The 17,782-nt window shown below is 58.2% G+C and carries 16 protein-coding genes; 5 read left to right on the top strand and 11 right to left on the bottom strand.

Translation table 11 applies throughout. The features are described from left to right. Nucleotides 1-97 precede the first annotated feature (97 nt). The 3 genes from ACM6I0_RS03780 (at nucleotide 98) to ACM6I0_RS03770 (ending at nucleotide 3,830) form a co-directional block, all read left to right on the top strand. A complete protein-coding gene (locus tag ACM6I0_RS03780; protein ID WP_285435814.1) occupies nucleotides 98-1,132 on the top strand; it encodes a histone deacetylase family protein in 1,035 nt (344 codons plus the stop codon). A 50-nt stretch (nucleotides 1,133-1,182) separates the two neighbouring features. Further along, nucleotides 1,183-2,238: an ornithine cyclodeaminase gene (locus tag ACM6I0_RS03775; protein WP_285435815.1), complete on the top strand. Its 1,056-nt coding sequence runs from the start codon at nucleotides 1,183-1,185 to the stop codon at nucleotides 2,236-2,238. A gap of 176 nt (nucleotides 2,239-2,414) precedes the next feature. Beyond that, nucleotides 2,415-3,830, top strand: coding sequence for an amino acid permease (locus ACM6I0_RS03770; RefSeq protein ID WP_285435817.1), 1,416 nt, complete (start codon nucleotides 2,415-2,417; stop codon nucleotides 3,828-3,830). A gap of 134 nt (nucleotides 3,831-3,964) precedes the next feature. Here ACM6I0_RS03770 and hutC read toward each other — a convergent pair whose 3' ends face one another. The 9 genes from hutC to hutH form a co-directional block, all read right to left on the bottom strand. Beyond that, nucleotides 3,965-4,702 (bottom strand): histidine utilization repressor, encoded by a 738-nt coding sequence (hutC, locus tag ACM6I0_RS03765; RefSeq protein WP_285435818.1) that lies wholly within the window; start codon nucleotides 4,700-4,702, stop codon nucleotides 3,965-3,967. Then, entirely contained in the window at nucleotides 4,702-5,838 is a 1,137-nt protein-coding gene (gene hisC / locus ACM6I0_RS03760) for a histidinol-phosphate transaminase (protein ID WP_414921491.1), read from the bottom strand. The genes hutC and hisC overlap by 1 nt, the downstream gene beginning before the upstream one ends. After that, complete coding sequence (locus ACM6I0_RS03755; protein WP_285435922.1) at nucleotides 5,835-6,635, bottom strand: amino acid ABC transporter ATP-binding protein; 801 nt, start codon at nucleotides 6,633-6,635, stop codon at nucleotides 5,835-5,837. The genes hisC and ACM6I0_RS03755 overlap by 4 nt, the downstream gene beginning before the upstream one ends. A gap of 104 nt (nucleotides 6,636-6,739) precedes the next feature. Next, nucleotides 6,740-7,411, bottom strand: a complete 672-nt coding sequence (locus tag ACM6I0_RS03750; RefSeq protein ID WP_414921490.1) for an amino acid ABC transporter permease — start codon at nucleotides 7,409-7,411, stop codon at nucleotides 6,740-6,742. Continuing rightward, a complete protein-coding gene (locus ACM6I0_RS03745) occupies nucleotides 7,408-8,067 on the bottom strand; it encodes an amino acid ABC transporter permease (RefSeq protein ID WP_090185343.1) in 660 nt (219 codons plus the stop codon). Before ACM6I0_RS03745 ends, ACM6I0_RS03750 begins: the two co-directional genes overlap by 4 nt. Before the next feature lie 74 nt (nucleotides 8,068-8,141). Continuing rightward, on the bottom strand, nucleotides 8,142-8,978 hold the full coding sequence (locus ACM6I0_RS03740) for a transporter substrate-binding domain-containing protein (protein ID WP_285435822.1): 837 nt from the start codon (nucleotides 8,976-8,978) through the stop codon (nucleotides 8,142-8,144). Between the two features lie 128 nt (nucleotides 8,979-9,106). Beyond that, nucleotides 9,107-10,483, bottom strand: a complete 1,377-nt coding sequence (locus ACM6I0_RS03735; RefSeq protein WP_414921489.1) for an FAD-binding oxidoreductase — start codon at nucleotides 10,481-10,483, stop codon at nucleotides 9,107-9,109. A gap of 4 nt (nucleotides 10,484-10,487) precedes the next feature. After that, nucleotides 10,488-11,684 carry an alpha-hydroxy acid oxidase gene (locus tag ACM6I0_RS03730; protein WP_414921488.1) on the bottom strand — a complete coding sequence of 399 codons (1,197 nt, stop codon included), beginning with the start codon at nucleotides 11,682-11,684 and terminating at the stop codon, nucleotides 10,488-10,490. A 77-nt stretch (nucleotides 11,685-11,761) separates the two neighbouring features. Further along, the gene (gene hutH, locus ACM6I0_RS03725; RefSeq protein WP_414921487.1) at nucleotides 11,762-13,291 is read right to left on the bottom strand and encodes a histidine ammonia-lyase; all 1,530 of its coding nucleotides are present in this window, start codon (nucleotides 13,289-13,291) and stop codon (nucleotides 11,762-11,764) included. A gap of 417 nt (nucleotides 13,292-13,708) precedes the next feature. On the opposite strand from hutH, the gene ACM6I0_RS03720 reads away from it, so the two are divergent. Both ACM6I0_RS03720 and ACM6I0_RS03715 read left to right on the top strand, forming a co-directional pair. Beyond that, entirely contained in the window at nucleotides 13,709-14,671 is a 963-nt protein-coding gene (locus ACM6I0_RS03720; protein ID WP_414921486.1) for an isopenicillin N synthase family dioxygenase, read from the top strand. Between the two features lie 528 nt (nucleotides 14,672-15,199). Further along, a complete protein-coding gene (locus ACM6I0_RS03715) occupies nucleotides 15,200-15,562 on the top strand; it encodes a DUF6124 family protein (RefSeq protein WP_259154654.1) in 363 nt (120 codons plus the stop codon). 164 nt (nucleotides 15,563-15,726) lie between these two features. Here ACM6I0_RS03715 and ACM6I0_RS03710 read toward each other — a convergent pair whose 3' ends face one another. Together ACM6I0_RS03710 and ACM6I0_RS03705 are read right to left on the bottom strand one after the other, a co-directional pair. Further along, nucleotides 15,727-16,026 carry a hypothetical protein gene (locus ACM6I0_RS03710; protein WP_222587572.1) on the bottom strand — a complete coding sequence of 100 codons (300 nt, stop codon included), beginning with the start codon at nucleotides 16,024-16,026 and terminating at the stop codon, nucleotides 15,727-15,729. A 407-nt stretch (nucleotides 16,027-16,433) separates the two neighbouring features. After that, the gene (locus tag ACM6I0_RS03705; RefSeq protein WP_414921485.1) at nucleotides 16,434-17,735 is read right to left on the bottom strand and encodes an MFS transporter; all 1,302 of its coding nucleotides are present in this window, start codon (nucleotides 17,733-17,735) and stop codon (nucleotides 16,434-16,436) included. Nucleotides 17,736-17,782 lie beyond the last annotated feature (47 nt).

Genomic DNA, 17,782 nt, shown 5'->3' with positions numbered 1-17,782 from the left:
ACCCGAAAAATCTAGTAAACCACGAAAACAAAGCAAAGAAAGCGCATCCGTGCCGGAACAGAATATTTGCACTGGCTCACATTAACGGATGCGCAGAATGTTTACAGTTTTCAGTGATTCCCACCGTTTGCACCACGGCACCGAATTGAAAGACGGCGTGCTCAAGCCGTCGTTCGAACAGCCCAGTCGGGCCGATACCGTCCATAACCGCGTCAAGCAGGTAGGCCTAGGCCAGATCGTAGAACCGCGAGCCTTTGATCGCATGTGCTACGTCAACGCGCACAGCGAGCGCTACGTCAGCTTTCTGGAAAGTGCCTGGACAGAATGGTGCGCGACCGGACGTACCCACGACGCCCTGCCGCTGGTATGGCCAGTGCGCGATCTGTCCAACGAACAAGTACCGGCCTTCATCGACGGCAAATTGGGTTTCTACGCCATGGACGCTGGCTCCCCGATTACCGCCACGACATGGCAAGCGGTTAAAACCAGTGCCGACATAGCCCTCACTGGCCTGGCATTGATCGATGAAGGCCACGACAGTGCCTTTGCCCTGTGCCGTCCGCCCGGCCATCACGCAGCGCGTGAATACATGGGCGGCTACTGCTATCTCAACAACGCCGCCATTGCTGCACAAAGAGCCATTACCCAAGGCGCCAAGCGTGTCGCGGTACTGGACGTCGACTTTCATCATGGCAACGGCACCCAGAACATTTTCTACGAGCGCAGTGACGTCATGTTTGTCTCGTTGCACGGCGAGCCCGCGGTGTCCTATCCGTACTACTCAGGTTATAGCCACGAAGTCGGCGCAGGCCTCGGTGAAGGTTACAACCTGAACTATCCGCTGCCAAAGAACACCACCTGGGAAAGTTACCGCAACGCCTTGCACCACGCCTGCAAGAAACTCCAGCAATTCGCCCCGCAAGTGCTGGTTATTTCACTGGGCGTCGACACCTTCAAGGACGACCCCATCAGCCACTTCCTGCTGGAAAGCGAGGACTTCATCGGCATCGGTGAGCTGATAGCGGGCGTGGGTTGCCCCACCCTGTTCGTGATGGAAGGCGGCTACATGGTTGATGAAATCGGGATCAATGCGGTCAACGTGCTGCATGGCTACGAGAGCAAGCGCGCCTGAACCACCCCCTGAATGGCAGCGCTTCAAACATTAAATCGGAGAATAAAAACATGACTCTTTTTATAGACGTCGATCATGCCGCACGCCTGTTCGCCAAGGTGGGGATCCGCCGCGCAATCCGCGAAATGGCGACGTATATCGAAGCCGATTATTCGCGTTGGGCACAGTTTGATAAGTCGCCCCGCACCGCCAATCATTCGGCCGACGGTGTGATCGAGTTGATGCCCACCGACGATGGCCAACAGTACTCGTTCAAATACGTGAATGGTCACCCGGATAACAGTCAAAGGAATTTGCTGACGGTCATGGCCTTCGGTGTCCTGGCCGATGTCCAGAGTGGCTATCCAACGCTGCTCAGTGAACTGACGCTCACCACTGCCGTGCGCACTGCCGCGACCTCTGCCTTGGTTGCGCAGTCCCTGGCGCGGCCCGATGCAAGCATCATGGCAATCATCGGCAATGGCGCTCAGAGCGAATTTCAGGCCCTTGCCTTTCACGAAATGCTGTCCATCAAGGAACTGCGCATTTTCGATATCGACCGCGACGCTTCACTCAAGTTGAAGCACAACCTGTGCGCGTTCCCGGACATTGAAGTGATTCTGGCCAGCTCGGTGCAGGAGGCGGTCAAGGGCGCGCACATCGTTACCACAGTCACCGCCGACAAAGCCTATGCGACGATTCTGACGCCCGAGATGATCGAACCCGGCATGCATATCAACGCGGTCGGCGGTGACTGCCCCGGGAAAACCGAACTGCACGCCGACATTCTGCGCAATGCCCGGGTCATCGTTGAGTTTGAACCTCAAACCCGGATTGAAGGCGATATTCAACAACTGGAGCCTGACTTTCCCGTCATCGAGTTTTTCCGGATTGTTCAAGGCGAAGTCCCGGGTCGCGAGAACGACGCACAGGTCACCGTGTTCGATTCGGTGGGCTTTGCCCTGGAAGACTTTTCGTCCCTGCGCTACGTGCACGATCTGGCGCGGGAGCATGCCATCGGTGAGCGCATCCATCTGGTGCCCACGCCTGCCAACATAAAAAATCTCTACCAACTGCTTGATCAGCCGCCCGCAATCGCCCCCCCGCGCCTGCGCACAGCCAGCTGATAGCCATCGATGACGCCCACTGAGCAAATCGCCAGGGGGCCGTTCATGGTGTGAGTGGTCGAGGAACCCTGCCACTGCAAAACCAACACCGGCAGTCGCCGTTGTACCTCTAACAAGAACGCTAGACACCCACCTTTCTGCCAAAACTCAAAAACATAAAATCAAGAGGTTTTGTAATGAAATCGACTCCGTCCGAGCGGGTTGAACAGCCCGCGCTGCAGCGCACGCTCAGCAATCGTCACATTCAATTAATGGCAATGGGAGGCGCCATCGGTACAGGCCTGTTCATGGGGTCAGGAAAGATCATTGCCCTCTCAGGTACGTCGATCATCCTCATTTATATGATCATCGGGATGTTCGTCTACTTCGTCATGCGCGCCATGGGCGAACTGTTGCTCTCCAACTTGAACTTCAAAACCTTCGCCGATTTTGCCGGTGCCTACCTCGGCCCGCGAGCGGCATTTTTCCTCGGCTGGTCATACTGGTTGAGCTGGAGTGTCGCGGTGGTGGGCGATGCCGTCGTGGTCGGCGGATTCTTTCAGTACTGGTTCCCCGATGTGCCTGCGTGGATCCCGGCCATCGGTATGTTGATGACGCTGTTCGCCTTAAACGTGCTGACCGTCAGGCTTTTCGGTGAAGTGGAGTTCTGGTTCGCGATCATAAAGATCATTGCTGTCGTCACCCTGATTGGCGTCAGCATAGTGATGATTGCCAGCTCCTTTGTATCCCCCAGTGGCGTGACTGCTTCCCTGAACCACCTGCTGGATAAACAGGCAGCCTTTCCCAATGGTCTGTTCGGTTTCTTTGCCGGTTTCCAAATGGCAATTTTCTCCTTTGCCGGCACTGAACTGATCGGTACTGCCGCCGCCGAAACGCGCGCCCCCGAGAAGACCCTGCCTAAAGCCATCAACTCGATTCCGCTGAGAATCATCCTGTTTTATGTGCTGGCACTGGCTTGCATTATTGCGGTGACTTCCTGGCAACAGGTGTCGCCCAACAAGAGCCCTTTCGTCGAACTGTTTCTGGTTGCAGGGTTTCCCGCCGCCGCCGGTATCGTTAATTTCGTGGTGCTGACGTCTGCCGCCTCATCGGCCAACAGTGGCGTATTTTCATCCAGCCGCATGCTGTTCGGGCTGGCCAGTCACGACAATGCTCCCGGGGTTTTCCGGCGCTTGTCGGGCAATAGCGTGCCTCTGCTGAGCCTGGCGTTTACCACTTTGTTGATGCTGGTGGGCGTACTGCTGCTGTTCATCGTTCCAGAGGTCATGACAGCGTTTACCATCGTCTCTACCGTGTCGGCAATCCTGGTGATTTTCACGTGGTCGACCATCCTCGCGTCGTACATTGCCTATCGCAGAGCTCGGCCCGATCTGCATGCGCAATCGATCTACAAGATGCCTGGCGGGGTGCCGATGGCCTGGTTCTCTTTGGCGTTTCTAGGCTTCGTTCTCTGTTTACTGGCACTCAGACCTGACACCCGTATTGCCTTGATGGTCATGCCGGGGTGGTTTATATGGCTGGCGATCGCTTACCAATTGACCTGTTCCAGGAGGTCTAAAGTCGCTGCTGATTCTGCAAGCCAATACAGCTGATGCGCTGAATAGCACGAGTTGGTTAATAGTCTCTGGCGGGCGCCTGCAGTCTGTGTTCGCGCAGGCATTGCAATTATCTGGCCCGACCAGGGACTCAAGAGAAGGAGTGACACACAGGGCTCAATCCACCGGCCTTAACTGTCTCTGTGTGCTCCATTCACCGGTAGGCGACTGCCCAGGCGATAGCGTGAGGAGGGATGAATCAGGCGCACATAGGTGACAATTTTGCTCTGGCTCCAGGTCCGGCGCATGAGGACCAGGCAAGGTTCATTGGCATCGATTTGCATGTGTTTGCTTTCATCGCTGCTGGGGTGGCTGGCTTCGACGATATGTTCCATTTCATCGGGCCTGATGACCTGCAGAAGGTATCTGGCCGGTTGCAGGTGCTCGCCGAAATCCTGCTGCAAAAACTCCGGTACCAGCTCGGGATTGACGTAACGATCCTCGAGCTGCACCGGTACGCCTTCTTCGCAATGCACGCAGACCAGATGAAAAACCGAAGAGCCGGTGGTCAGCGCCAGCGCGGCGGCCACCGGCATAGAGGCCGCCTCGCGTCCCAGGTGCAGGACTCGACAGGTGTAACTGTGACCCCGGGCGAGGATTTCGTCAGCGATGTTGGTGATTCTCAGCAGGTTCGATTGCGGTTTGCTTTCAGCGACGAAGGTGCCTACACCTGAAATCCGCACCAAATGCCCTTCTTCGGTCAGCTCGCGCAATGCCCGGTTGACGGTCATGCGCGACATGCCCAGTTCTTGCACCAAACGGTTCTCTGACGGGATCAGATCGCCCGGTTTCCAAACGCCCGCGCGAAGCTGGCCTTGCACAAAATCCTTCGCGCGCTGATAGAGCGCTTGCGGTGCATTTTTAATCATTAGTCGGTCCGTGTTTCTTGTGCGGCAAGGACTTTTGCCAGTGCCTGGAGGAAAAGGTCGTTATCCTCACAGCTTCCGATGGATACCCGCAAGTGCTGAGAATAACCGGCTTCGCGCCAAGGCTTGATGATGACCCCCTCGCGCAGCAGTGCCTGGTTGATGACTTCGGCAGGGTAGGGCGTGTGGAAGTACAGAAAGTTTGCCATGGAGGGTGCGGTCGCGACGCCTTGCTCTTGCAGGGCGGCTGCCACCCTGCGGCGTTCGCTGGCGACATGGGAAAGACAGCGGTGCAGGTATTCATCGTCGGCCAGCGCAGCAACCGCCGCGGCTTGGGCTACGCGGTTAACGTTGAAGGGCGTGCGCAGACGGTTGATCAGATCGGCCAGTAGCGGATCGCTGACGATTCCGTAGCCGACTCGCAAGCCCGCCAGGGAATAGGCCTTGGAGAAAGTCCGCAGCAGTATGAACGGTTTGCCACTGGCCTGAATCAAGCCCAGGCAATCTGGATATTCGGCCTCCCATCGGGCGTATTCGTAATAGGCCTCATCGAACACCAGCAAACATTTTGGCGGCAATGCGTCGAGCAACTGCTGCAACTCATCGGCGCTCAGGGTGCAGCCCACCGGATTGGACGGGCAGGAAAACATCAGCAATCGCGTGCGGGGCGTGAGCGCGGCGACCATGCCCGCCACGTCGAAAGTGCCTTCGTCGGTCATCGGCACGCCCACGACCCGGGCACCGGCGGCCATTGGGTAGATGAAATGCAGCCCAAAGGACGGCACCACGGTGACGACTTCATCGCCATGGTCCAAGAACACGCGACTGATGACGCTCAGCAAATCTTCCGAGCCATTGCCGAACACCAATTGATCTTCCGGCACGTCGAGTTTTTCCGAGAGTGCGGCGCGTAATGCCTGGCAACCGGCGTCGGGATACAGCGCAATCTCACTGCAGGCCTGAGTCATCGCGGGGGTGACGGCGGGTGCCGGCCCCATCGGGTTTTCATTGCTGCCCAGTTTGGCTACGCGGGTGAGGCCAAAGCGCTTGCGCACCGCCTCCGAGCCGAGGCCGGCGTTGTAGCTGGCCAGGTCACGCACTTCGGCACGGGCCAGCAGATTCAGGTCGTTGGAATTCATACCGGGCTAACCTCTTTGGTGTCCTGCCAGAAGGCGTTGCGATCCAGATAGTTCTGCAGGAATTGCTGCAGACGTGGCTGTTCGGCGTTGTGAAAGATTTCGTGAGGGGTGCCCTGAGCGACCACTTGGCCTTGATCGAGGAACACCACCGAGTCGGCGACCTGAGCGGCGAACCCCATCTCATGCGTGACCACCACCATGGTCATGCCTTCCTTGGCGAGGGTTTTCATGACCTGCAGTACTTCGCCGACCAGTTCCGGGTCGAGGGCCGAGGTGGGTTCATCGAACAGCATGATGTGCGGCTCCATGGCCAGTGCCCGGGCGATCGCCACGCGCTGTTGCTGACCACCGGACAGTTGCGCCGGGTAAGCCTCGGCCTTATGGGCCAGACCGACTTTATCGAGCATCGCCATGGCGCGTTGTCGGGCGTCATCGGCGGATAATTTGCGCACACGCAGCAAGGCTTCACTGACATTGCCAAGGGCGGTCATGTGCGGCCACAGGTTGAATTGCTGGAAGACCATGCCAACGTTGCGCCGCACCTGATTGATTTGCGATTGGGGCGCACGCTTGCGGCCCTTGCCGTTCTCCGGCACCCAGCCAAGCAGCTGGCCTTCGATGTAAATCTCGCCCTCGTCGTACTCCTCAAGGAACGCCATGCTGCGCAGCAGGGTACTTTTGCCTGAGCCGGAAGGACCGATCAGGCACACCACTTCAGAGTGCCGGACCTGCAAATCGATACCCTTGAGTACACGCAGATTGCCAAAGCTCTTGCCGACGTTGTGCAGTTTCAGCATCGGCGCGCTGTTGTCGGAGAGTGTCTTGGAAGTCTTCATCGCTTCACCTGATTCGTTCAATACGGATGAGTGTGGCGCAGCTGTCGGCGTCGAATGGAAGTTGCTCATCGCGGCTGCTTCTGCATGAATCGCCCGACGCGCACTTCCAGCAGCATGCCCATCCGTGAGCAGGCTTCCACCAGGAGCAGGTAGCCGATGCACAGCACCAGCAGGGTCTCGACAAAGGCGAAGGTTTCCGAGCCGATGCCGGTGAGGACCATGGTCAATTCGGGGATGGTGATGATCGACAACACGGCCGTTTCCTTGCACAGGATGGTGATCAGATTGACCAGTGCCGGGAGGATGATCACCAGCATTTGTGGAATCTGGATGCGCGTGATGCATTGCAGGCGGGTGATGCCCAGGCAGTCGGCCGCTTCCAGTTGCCCACGGGCAACGGATTGAAAGCCGGAGCGGAAAATTTCAGCGAAATAGACGCTGCCATAAATGCCCAGCCCGAGAATGCCGGCCGGAATGGGGTCCAGGTTCAAGCCAAAAGACGGGCCGCCGTAATACACCAGGAACAGCTGGACCAGAAACGGTGTACTTCGAATCATCTCGATGAACGCTCGCAACGGCGCGCGCACCAGGCTGTTGCCGAACAGTTGGGCAACGGCGATTAACATGCCCAGTATCAGGCCCAACGCGACACCGGCAGACCAGGTCCCGAGGGTGATCATGAAGCCTTGTCCGATGTCGCCGAGATGGTCGGTGATGATCGTGGGGTCAAAGATCATGCGTAGCGCTCCTTCAGATGACGCTCCAGCAGGCCGCCGAAGAAGGCCAGCGGAATGTTGATCAGGCAATAGAAACCGGCCAGCATCAGGTAGTCCTGAACGAACATGTAGTCACTGGCGGCAATGTTCTGGGCGGTGCGCGTCAGGTCGGCCAAACCCACCACTGACACCAGTGACGAAGCCTTGATCAGCAGGATCATTTCGTTGACCAGTGCCGGCAAGGTCAGGCGTACGGCTTGAGGGACGCGAATGCGCACCAGCATTTGCCCTGAGCTCAGACCCAGCAGGCCTGCGGCTTCCAGCTGACCGCCAGGGATGGCGAGAAAACCACCGCGCATGATTTCAGCGATATACGCACCCGCCGCCAGAGACAGCCCGATCACCGCTGCCACCATGGGCGAAACGTTGGGCAGGCCGATACGCGGCAGGAAGTAATAAATGAACAGCAGTTGCACCAGCAGCGGAATGCCGCGGAACACAAATATGTAGGCGCCACCCAGGCGTCTGAGCAGCGGCAGGGGTGAAAGACGCAGACTGCCCACGATAACGCCGATGACAAAGCCGATGGCCAGTGCCGCGACGGAAATTTCGAGGGTCACCAGCAGGCTGTCCAGCAGAAGGGGCAGGTTTTGCAGCAGTAAAGGCCAATCGAACATCGTCGTGCCTCCAGCATGGATAAATCACCGGCTCGGCTGAGCCGGCGATCCGTTCATAAACCCCGCGTTCCTTCTTACCAGGTCGGCTCGAAGTCGGCTTTCGGCACGTCCATTTCGGTCCCCAGCCATTTCTTTTGCAAGGCGGCGAGGCGACCGTCTTCGTGCATTTTCAGCATGGCGCTATCGAGGGCGGCGATCAGGCTGTTGGCGTCGTCATCCTTGCGTCCCAGGTAGGCGAAGTAGGATTTCTTGCCAAATGGAGGCATCACCACTTTGTACTTGTCTGGGTGTTGGGCCGCGACGTAGGAGATGTTCGGCAGCGAGTTGGCGACGGCAACGATGCGCTTGGTTCCCAGCTCTGCGTAGGCCTGGTTGTTGTCGATGTATTCACGGACATCGACTTTTTTCGGCAGGGTGGCGGCGAAGGTTTTCAGCTCTTCGAGTTGCGCCGAGCCTTTGCCTGCGCCCACGACTTTGCCGGCAATGTCTTCAGGTTTACTGATGGGGCTGTCCTTGGCGCTGACCAGCAACGCTACGGTGGCCTCGGCTATCGGCAAGACGAAGTGGTAACGCTCCTTGCGTGCCTTGGTAACGATGATAGGCCCCGCGACGACGTCGAATTTCTTGGCTTCAAGCCCTGGCAACACACTTGGCCATGGCAGGTCCATGAATCTGACCTTGACGCCCAACTCTTTGCCCAGCTGCTCGAACAGTTCGGCGTTCATGCCCTTCTGTTTGCCGTTCTCGGTGAAGTCGAAAGGCGCAAATTGCAGTTCAGTGCCCACCACCAGTTCACCGGACTTTTTCACATCGGCAAGCTGATCGGCCTGGGCCGCCATACAGGCGCCAGCCAGGGTCAAGGCGATGCACAGACCGTTGAATTTTTTACTGAACAGAGAATCGAGTTGCATGGTGTAACTCCTTCATCAGGTGCAGCGAGGCTTATGGTGTGTGTTGGTTCTGGTTATGCGTTGCGGGTAAATCATTACGGCTACAGCAGTTAACGTGCCATTGCGGTATATACAGCTTGAATCGGCATTCAACCGAGGATTTTCCCCGGGTTGAGAATGCCCTTGGGATCGAAGCAATCCTTGAGCTGCTGCATCGCCTGGCGAGCCTCGAGGCTGACCGAGTGATGGAGAAAGTCGCGCTTGAGCAAGCCGATGCCATGTTCGGCCGAGACCGAACCGCGCAATTCGCCGACAGCGCTATAAACCAGCTCCTCGACCTCCAGGATGGGGGCAGGCTCGGGCAAGGAAGCGCAGTCCACCGTCAGGTGCAGATTGCTGTCACCGATATGGCCGAAATACACACTGTGGTTGCCCGGCCAGCGCTGTTCCAGAAGCTGGCGACAGCGTTCGGCGAAGTCGCCGATCTGGCCGATGGGCAGGCTGATGTCGAAGTTCAAAGGCTTCATGCGCAGGGGGAATTCGCCCGTCGCTTCACGGATCTTCCAGAGTGCCCGGGCCTGGGTCTGGGAGCTGGCCAATACCGCATCGACCACTTCACCGGCGGCAAAGGCTTCTTCCAGTGTTTGCTCAAGCAATTCCCGAGGGCTGGCGCATTCGAGCAGCACATACAGCGGATGGTCGAGCGACATTGGCGCGCTTGGGTTTTCCAGCCAGGAAACCCCCAGGCGGAAAAAGTCCTGCCACATCAGCTCATACGCTTGCGGCGTACCGACGCTGCGTTGCACCCGGCGCAGCAGGCTCACCGCACTGGCGTAATCGGGCAGGGCGCAGAGCAGGGTGGTGGTTTCGCCAGGTTGAGGCGCCAGCTTCAATACCGCACGGGTAATCACCCCAAGAGTGCCTTCGCTGCCGATGAAGCACTGTTTCAGGTCATAACCGCAGTTATTCTTGATCATCTTGTTGAGCAGATTCAGCACCCGGCCATCAGCCAGGACCACCTCCAGACCGAGTACCAGGTCCCGGGTCATTCCGTAGCGAATCACTGCATTGCCGCCGGCATTGGTGGCGATGTTGCCACCGATCTGGCACGAACCACGGGCGCCGAGATCCAGGGGGAAGACAAACCCGGCATCAAGCGCTGCTTGCTGAATCTCTTGCAGCGTAGTGCCGGCCCAGACGCTGATGGTCGCCGCCGCAGGATCGATTTCTTCGATGCCGCGCAGGCGCTCAAGGGACAGGGCAATGTCCGTTTCACGAGGCACCGCGCCACCGGCCAGTCCGGTCATTCCGCCTTGGGGGACCACCGGCTGTTGCGCGTTACTGCAGATGCGCAAAGCGCTCGCGACCTGCTCGGTGGTGCGTGGCAGCAACAGTGCGGCGGGGCAGGCCGGCGCATGGCCCGTCCAGTCGCTGTAGTGCCGTTGACTGATATCGGCGCCCGTCACTACCGCGGCATCGCCCAGCGCCAGGCGCAATTGTTCGAGGGTCTGTTGCAAATCGTTCATCGGTTCAACTCACGGTGAAGGATGTGGAGGGCGTCGCGCACAGCTGGCGACGGTGGAGCTGGTTCAGGTCTGGTGTTCCGAGCAGCGACAGGGCCAGACGCAATTCTTGTGCGAGCAGGTCGAGCGCATGCCCGGCACCTGCCTGCCCACCGACCGCCACTCCATACAAGGTAGCGCGCCCGAGCAAAACCGCATCGGCACCGAGGGCGCAGGCTTTGAGAATGTCGGTGCCACGGCGGATGCCACTGTCGAGCAGCAGCGTGAGCTTGCCTTTGGCGACGGCGGCAATCGCCGGCAGGCAATCGATGCTCGCCGGGACGCCGTCCAGTTGCCGGCCGCCGTGGTTGCTGACCACCACGCCATCAAGACCCAGCGCGATGGCTTTCTCGGCATCAGCCGGGTGCAACACTCCTTTGAGCAACAACCGTTGTGGCCAGCGGTCGCGCAAGCGGGCGAGGGCATCCCAATCGAGGCCGGTGTCCATTTGCGAACCTATGAAATGGGCGGCGCCTTCGATAGTGCGTTGCGCGGATGGCAGATAGCGTTCGATGTTGCCCAGGTTTGGCAGGCCATGAGGCCACAGCGTCTGGGCCATCCACCGTGGATGATTGAGCACGTCGAACTTGTTGCGCAGGCTCAGTTGCCGGGGCCGGACGAAGTTGCGTTTGTCCCACTCCCGGTTGCCCAGCAGTACCGCGTCGCTGGTCAGCAACAAGGTCTTGCAGCCCACGGAGGCTGCACGCAGGAGCAGGTCTTCCTGAACCTTCGGGTCACGCAGGCAATAGAGCTGGAACCAGAGATTCACCTCTGGCACCGCCGCGACCACTTGCTCCAGAGAGCTGGTGGAAACGGTGCTCAGCGTAAAGGGCAGGCCGCGCTCCGTTGCAGCGCGGGCCAAATGAATATCGGCATCGCGATAAAGCATGGCGTTATAGCCGGTGGGACCGATTGCGATGGGTAGCGGCAGCTCTCTACCGAACAGCGAGCGCTGGGGGTGCGTTTCGGAGCAGGGCACCAGGGTCTGCGGCAGCAGGGCAATATCCGCGAAGCCTTGACGGTTGCGGCGCAAGGTCAATTCTTCTTCTGCACCACCTTCCAGGTATTCCCAAGCGAAATGCGGCAAGCGTCGGCGGGCCATCACTGCCAACTCGGCAATGCTGTGTGCTCGACGATAGTCCGGGCCTGAATAATAGCGGCGCATGGCATATCCCATCGGCTACGTAACAGTAGGTGTTCGCCGCAGTCAGGCGGCGAACGGGTTCAGCTCAGAGGTACGAATCAGGCATACAGGCGTTCTGCCGGCAACCAGCGCGTGAACGCCGCGTTCTCGACCCAGGCGCGCGCAGCGGCGATATCCGGGGCGAAATAGCGATCTTCATCGTAGTGCGCCACTTCACGGCGAATCATCGTCAGCACTTCGCTGAGCTTTTCCGAAGTCTGCAGTGGGGCATGCAAGTCCACGCCTTGAGCGGCGCCCAGCAGTTCGATGGCGACCACCGCACTACTGTTGCCGGCCATGTCCAGCAAACGACGTGCCGCAAAGGTCGCCATCGAGACATGGTCTTCCTGGTTGGCTGAGGTTGGCAGGCTATCGACTGATGCAGGATGCGCCAGGGTCTTGTTCTCTGAAGCGAGGGCGGCAGCGGTGACCTGAGCGATCATGAAGCCGGAGTTCAGGCCACCTTCGCGCACCAGAAAGGCCGGCAAGCCCGACAGTGCCGGATCAACCAGTTGGGCGATTCGTCGCTCGGACAGGGCGCCAATCTCGGAGATGGCCAACGCCAGCACATCGGCGGCCATGGCGACCGGTTCGGCGTGGAAGTTTCCTCCGGAAAGCACGTCGCCGTCGGCGCAGAACACCAGCGGGTTATCCGAGACGGCATTGGCTTCACGCAGAAAGACTCCGGCGGCGAAGCGCATGTGGTCCAGGCACGCGCCCATGACCTGAGGCTGGCAACGCAGCGAGTAAGGGTCCTGCACCCGGTCGCAGTGGCGATGGGATTCGCGAATTTCACTGGTAGCCAGCAATTCGCGATAGAGCTGCGCCACGTCGATCTGCCCCGGTTGTCCACGAACGGCCTGGATGCGTGGGTCGAACGGCACGTCCGAGCCTTTCAAGGCTTCAACGCTCAGGCTGCCGGCGACTACCGCAGCGCTGAACAGTTTTTCGCAGGCGAACAGGCCACGCAAGGCCAGCGCCGTCGAGACCTGAGTGCCATTGATCAGCGCCAGGCCTTCCTTCGGGCCCAGCACCATCGGTTCGAGACCCGCAATCGCCAGACCTTCGACAGCCTCCATTTCACGGCCCTCATGACGCACCCGGCCGACGCCGATCAACACGGCGGACATATGCGCCAACGGTGCCAGGTCGCCCGAAGCGCCAACGGATCCTTGTGACGGTATGCACGGGTAAACCCTGGCTGCATAGAGCTTGCTCAGGGCCTGAATCACCTCCCAACGAATCCCGGAAAAACCACGGGCAAGGGAACCCACCTTGAGCGCCATGATGAGAGCGACACTGGCGTCATCCAACAGTGGGCCGGTGCCGGTGCAATGTGAAAGCAACAGGTTGCGCTGCAGTTTGGCCAGCGACTCGGTAGGGATAGAGGTCCGCGCCAGCAGGCCGAACCCGGTGTTTATGCCGTACACCGTCCGCTCGTTGGCGATGATTTCGTCTACTGTACGAGTACTTGCATCGACGACATCGCGCGCAGCCGGGTCCAGTTCGAAAGGACTTTGCAGCTGATAGATGGCGCGCAATTGATCGAGGGTGAGGTGACCGGGTTTGAGCTGCAACGGTGTGTGCATTGAGAGTGTCCTGATGTCAGGGTGATGGGGAATAGGACCAGCTACATGTTCCTGTATATACAGGTAAGGCAAAATGCAGGCCAGCTTTCCGTTTCCGCTCGCTAACGATCATTCCAGACCCGCTTGCCCAGACAAAAAGGGAAATTTATAAGGACGGTTTTTCCAAAGTCTGTAACCGAAGGTTGCACCAGTTGTGGGCGCTCTGCCCACTGCTGGGGCGAAGGGAAACGGGCTCGTAACAGGTTTGATCGGGTTCTTGCGTCGCAACGAGAGGGGGTATTCGCATTAGCCCAAGGCTTGCAGGTAGCTGACTGGTGAGGCGGCACATTAAATGCTATGTCCTGTATATACCGCCTCGTCAATTGTTGACTAAGCCGTAATCTCGCCACCGCTGTATTTACTTTTGCAGGAGTAGACATGACCTCTAGCACCAATCTGCCTCTGATCGATATGACCGGAGTTCGCGACGGTAATCAGGCAAGCATTCGCCGGGCCGGTGATGCCATTCGAAAAGCCTGCAGCGAAATCGGTTTTTTCTACATTATCAATCACGGCGTGCCGCAGCCGGTGATCGACAGAGCGATGGCGGCAGCGGCACAGTTCTTTGCCTATCCGACTGAGACCAAGCGCCAGGTGGCGGTGAACAAGCGGCATCGAGGCTGGCATGCACTGGGTGGGGCGACCATGTATGAAGCCACCAAGCCTGATCACAAGGAGTTCTTCAGTATCGGTCTGGAGCTGGCGGAGGATGATCCGTGCGTTGTCGCCGGTGAGGCATTGCGTGGGCCGAATCAGTGGCCGGAATTCATGCCGGAGTTGCAAGACGCACTGTCTGAATACTATTCAGAAATCGGTAAGGCCGGGGCGGATTTACTGAGGGCAGTGGCGGTAGGGTTGGGTATCGAAGAAGATTTTTTCATAGATAAATACACCAAGCCCCTGCAGCGTACGCAGATGGTCTATTACCCACCACAGCCTGCACAGGCTGAGGCTGACCAATTCGGCGTGGCACCGCATACGGACTACGGTTGCATTACCTTACTCTACCAAGACAACAGCGGCGGTCTACAGGTCCGCGAGCTCGGCTCCAACCGTTGGATCGAGGCGACTCCTATTCCCGGCAGTCTGGTAGTTAACGTTGGAGACCTTTTGGCTCATTGGTCCAATGATCGCTTTCGCTCGACCCTGCACCGGGTGATTAACACTTCGGGTCACGAGCGCTACTCCATTGCCACGTTCTACGACCCGACTTATAGCGCTGTTGTCGATCCCTGCGATCTGGGAATCGATCCGGCGCAGAGTCTGTATCCACCGGTAGCGGCCGGCGACTACATCCTCAAACGAATCGATGACTCAATGGCGTATCGCAAAAAGGGCTGACGACGCGGACAAGATCGACGTTGTCATGGCCGGCACCGCGAAGCCCATGCCATCCCGAGACCGAGAATTCGCCACATTTCCCTGTGGGAGTGAGCCTGCTCGCGATGGCGTCAGACCCGACGCCATCGATTTCAGCCAAGAAATATTCGCCCAACGTTTGATGCCTTAAACAGGTTTCAAGGCGCGTGTTTAAAGACACTCGGTGTTACGTCCCAACGGCTACAACGCCTTGCGTCGTTACCTACGCGTACGCCAGAATCCGCCGGCTTGTGCGTCTGGGGCACGGGTTCTATCGTGGCTGGGTCACTGAAAAACAGTGATCGGGTTTGGTAGCCCGGTATTCCAGGCGCATAGCGCCACCTTTTGCAGAGGTTGTTTTTAACCTCTGATTTTTATGGTGGCCATGCGCAGGGCTCCTTCGGGGGCGCCGGGTTCCTGGACCGGTCTACCAACCCGCGTATGGCCGCCACCCATCGTTTGGTAGCGAAGGGTGATGGCTCCTAATGAGCTCGTCCAGGAGATCCATCTATGCCTAAACCAACACCCAACCCACCCGATACCGACCCAGCATCCCCCTACGAATCCGTCGATTCCAAAAAATTCCACGACGCCGCCGAGCGTGCCCTCGACCATTACCTCAACCCAGGCGCCCTCATCATGGCCGCGGCCAACGAGCCCGAGCGCATGTTCCTCGTCAACCCCAAATACGACACCGAATCCCTGCTGGCCAATGCCAGTGAATCACTGGGTTCGGCCACCACCATGCTCAGCAATTTCGCGGCGTTGCTGGACCACTCACACCGCAAGACCCTGCTGGGAATTACGCAGGTCGTGATGCTGGGGGAATTGGCGGTGAATCAGGCGTTGGATCAGGTTGAGGTGAAGGAGTAAGAGCAAGCCTTGTGTGGCGATGGTTAGTCCGTCGTCACAGAGGGGAGGGGCAGTCGGCACCGTATCCATGAAGTCTCAGCTTTCAGGTGAAGAGTCGGATCGGTACCGGGTTTCGTTCGACCCATGGCTGCTTTTTGCGAAAGGTAGTTAACGGCCAGAAGCAGTCATTCAGGTTGAGCATTGTCCAGAATGCCTTTGGTCTCGATATCAAACCTGCTCAACAACGCGGCACCATCCGAAACACCAAGAATCTGATCGATCGCAGAGATTTTCTGGGTTGCGTGGTCGAGCTGAAAGTCAGCGTTGCCGTATGCAGTTTCAGCCTCATTATGAAGTGCATAGGCCATATGCGCCGCGACACGGACGCTCATTGGAGCATCCACAACGCTACCCAGATAATCAGCAAGTAACGTCCTGATCTCTAGCAATGCGAGGGCGAGTAGCCTGGTCTGGTCAGTCTGCATATAAGGGTCCTGGATATTGCAACGAGTGTACAAAGCGAATTTCGCGAGGTTATATAAACACTCAGACAGCCAAAAGCAAAAGACCGCTTTGGGTCGATAGATACCGTTCGCGAGCGGCCGCTCCTGGCCGATTTCTGCCTGTCGCGACGGGCAGATCTCGTACTGCGATGATGATAAAACGACCGTCTCGGGCGCTTTTGGAAAAGCCGCACCCCTGCTTCGGAGCCCCTAATCGAGTGGGATCAAGGGCCACATATTGATAAATCATTCGAAATATCTTTCTCTGCCCAGTGAATGGGGTCTTTAGGCCGATTACTGCCCTGACGAAAGGCTGTAATCGACCTCATGCGACTCTATTTCGGTTCCCGCCGTTGATCGACGCGTGGTAAGCGTCGGCGATCGAGAAACTAAACGGCTCTGACTGCCAGAGCTTTTTGCCGACGATACAGAATCGTCGTCGCCGTGAACCCACACACCGCCGCGAACATCAGCCAGTAGGCAGGTGATGCCTTGTCGCCCGTGGCCTGTACAAGCAGCGTCGAGATTGCCGGGGTAAAACCGCCGAACACCGCGGTGGCCAAACTGAAGGCCAGTGAAAACCCGACTACCCGCACGTTCTGTGGCATGACTTCGGTCAGTGCCGCGACCATGGCGCCGTTGTAAATACCAAAGAAGAATGAGAAGTACAGCAGAACAGCGAGTAGTCGTTCGAAACTCGCCGCCTCTGCTAGCCAGTGCATGGCGGGATAGGCGGTGAAGATGCACAGCAACGATATCGCCAGCAACAACGGCCGCCGGCCAATGCGGTCGGAGAGGGCGCCGCCGATAGGCAGCCAGATAAAGTTGCTGATGCCGACCAGCAATGTGACCACCAGGCTGTCGGTGGTGCTCAAGTTCAGTACTGTCCTGCCAAACGTCGGTGTGTAGACCGTAATCAGGTAGAACGTGGTGGTGGTCATGGACGCCAGCAAGCCGCCCGCCAGTACGGTGCGCCAGTTGTCACGCATCGAGCGAAAAACTTCGCGCGTTGTTGGACGATGACTGCGAGCAGTGAAGGCAGCGGTTTCTTCCAGTGAGCGGCGAATAATGAAAATGAACGGGATGATCACGCAGCCAATGAAGAACGGAATACGCCATCCCCAATCGGCGATTTCTGCGGCTTGCATCGTGGCATTGATCGTGTAGCCCAACGCGGCCGCGACGACGATTGCCACCTGTTGGCTGGCCGATTGCCAACTGGTGTAGAAACCGGTGTGACCGGGGGTGGAAATTTCCGCCAGATACACGGAAACACCGCCCATTTCCGCGCCGGCGGAGAAGCCCTGGAGCAGCCTGCCCAACAACACCAGAATCGGTGCTGCCACGCCGATGGTGGAATAGCCCGGCACCAACGCGATCAATACGGTACCGGCGGCCATGATCGAAAGCGTCACGATCAGCCCCTTGCGACGGCCCACCTTGTCGATGTACGCCCCCAGCACAATGGCGCCTAACGGACGCATCAGGAATCCGGAGCCGAATACCGCGAAGGTCATCATCAGCGAGGCAAACTCGCTGGTGGCTGGAAAGAAGGTCTGGGAGATGTAGGTCGCGTAGAACCCGAACAGAAAGAAGTCGAACTGCTCGAGAAAATTACCGCTGGTGACCCGAAAAATGGCGCCCAATTTGGACCCCTTGGCTCGGGTTGTTGCCGTTGTCGTTTTCATCATGGCTACCGTTATGCTCACTATTGTTTTTGGAATGAGTGCTTTAACCG

The sequence above is a fragment of the Pseudomonas sp. IT-P294 genome, from assembly GCF_949767865.1.
GTDB lineage: Bacteria > Pseudomonadota > Gammaproteobacteria > Pseudomonadales > Pseudomonadaceae > Aquipseudomonas.
This window is presented reverse-complemented; position numbering and strand designations above follow the sequence as displayed.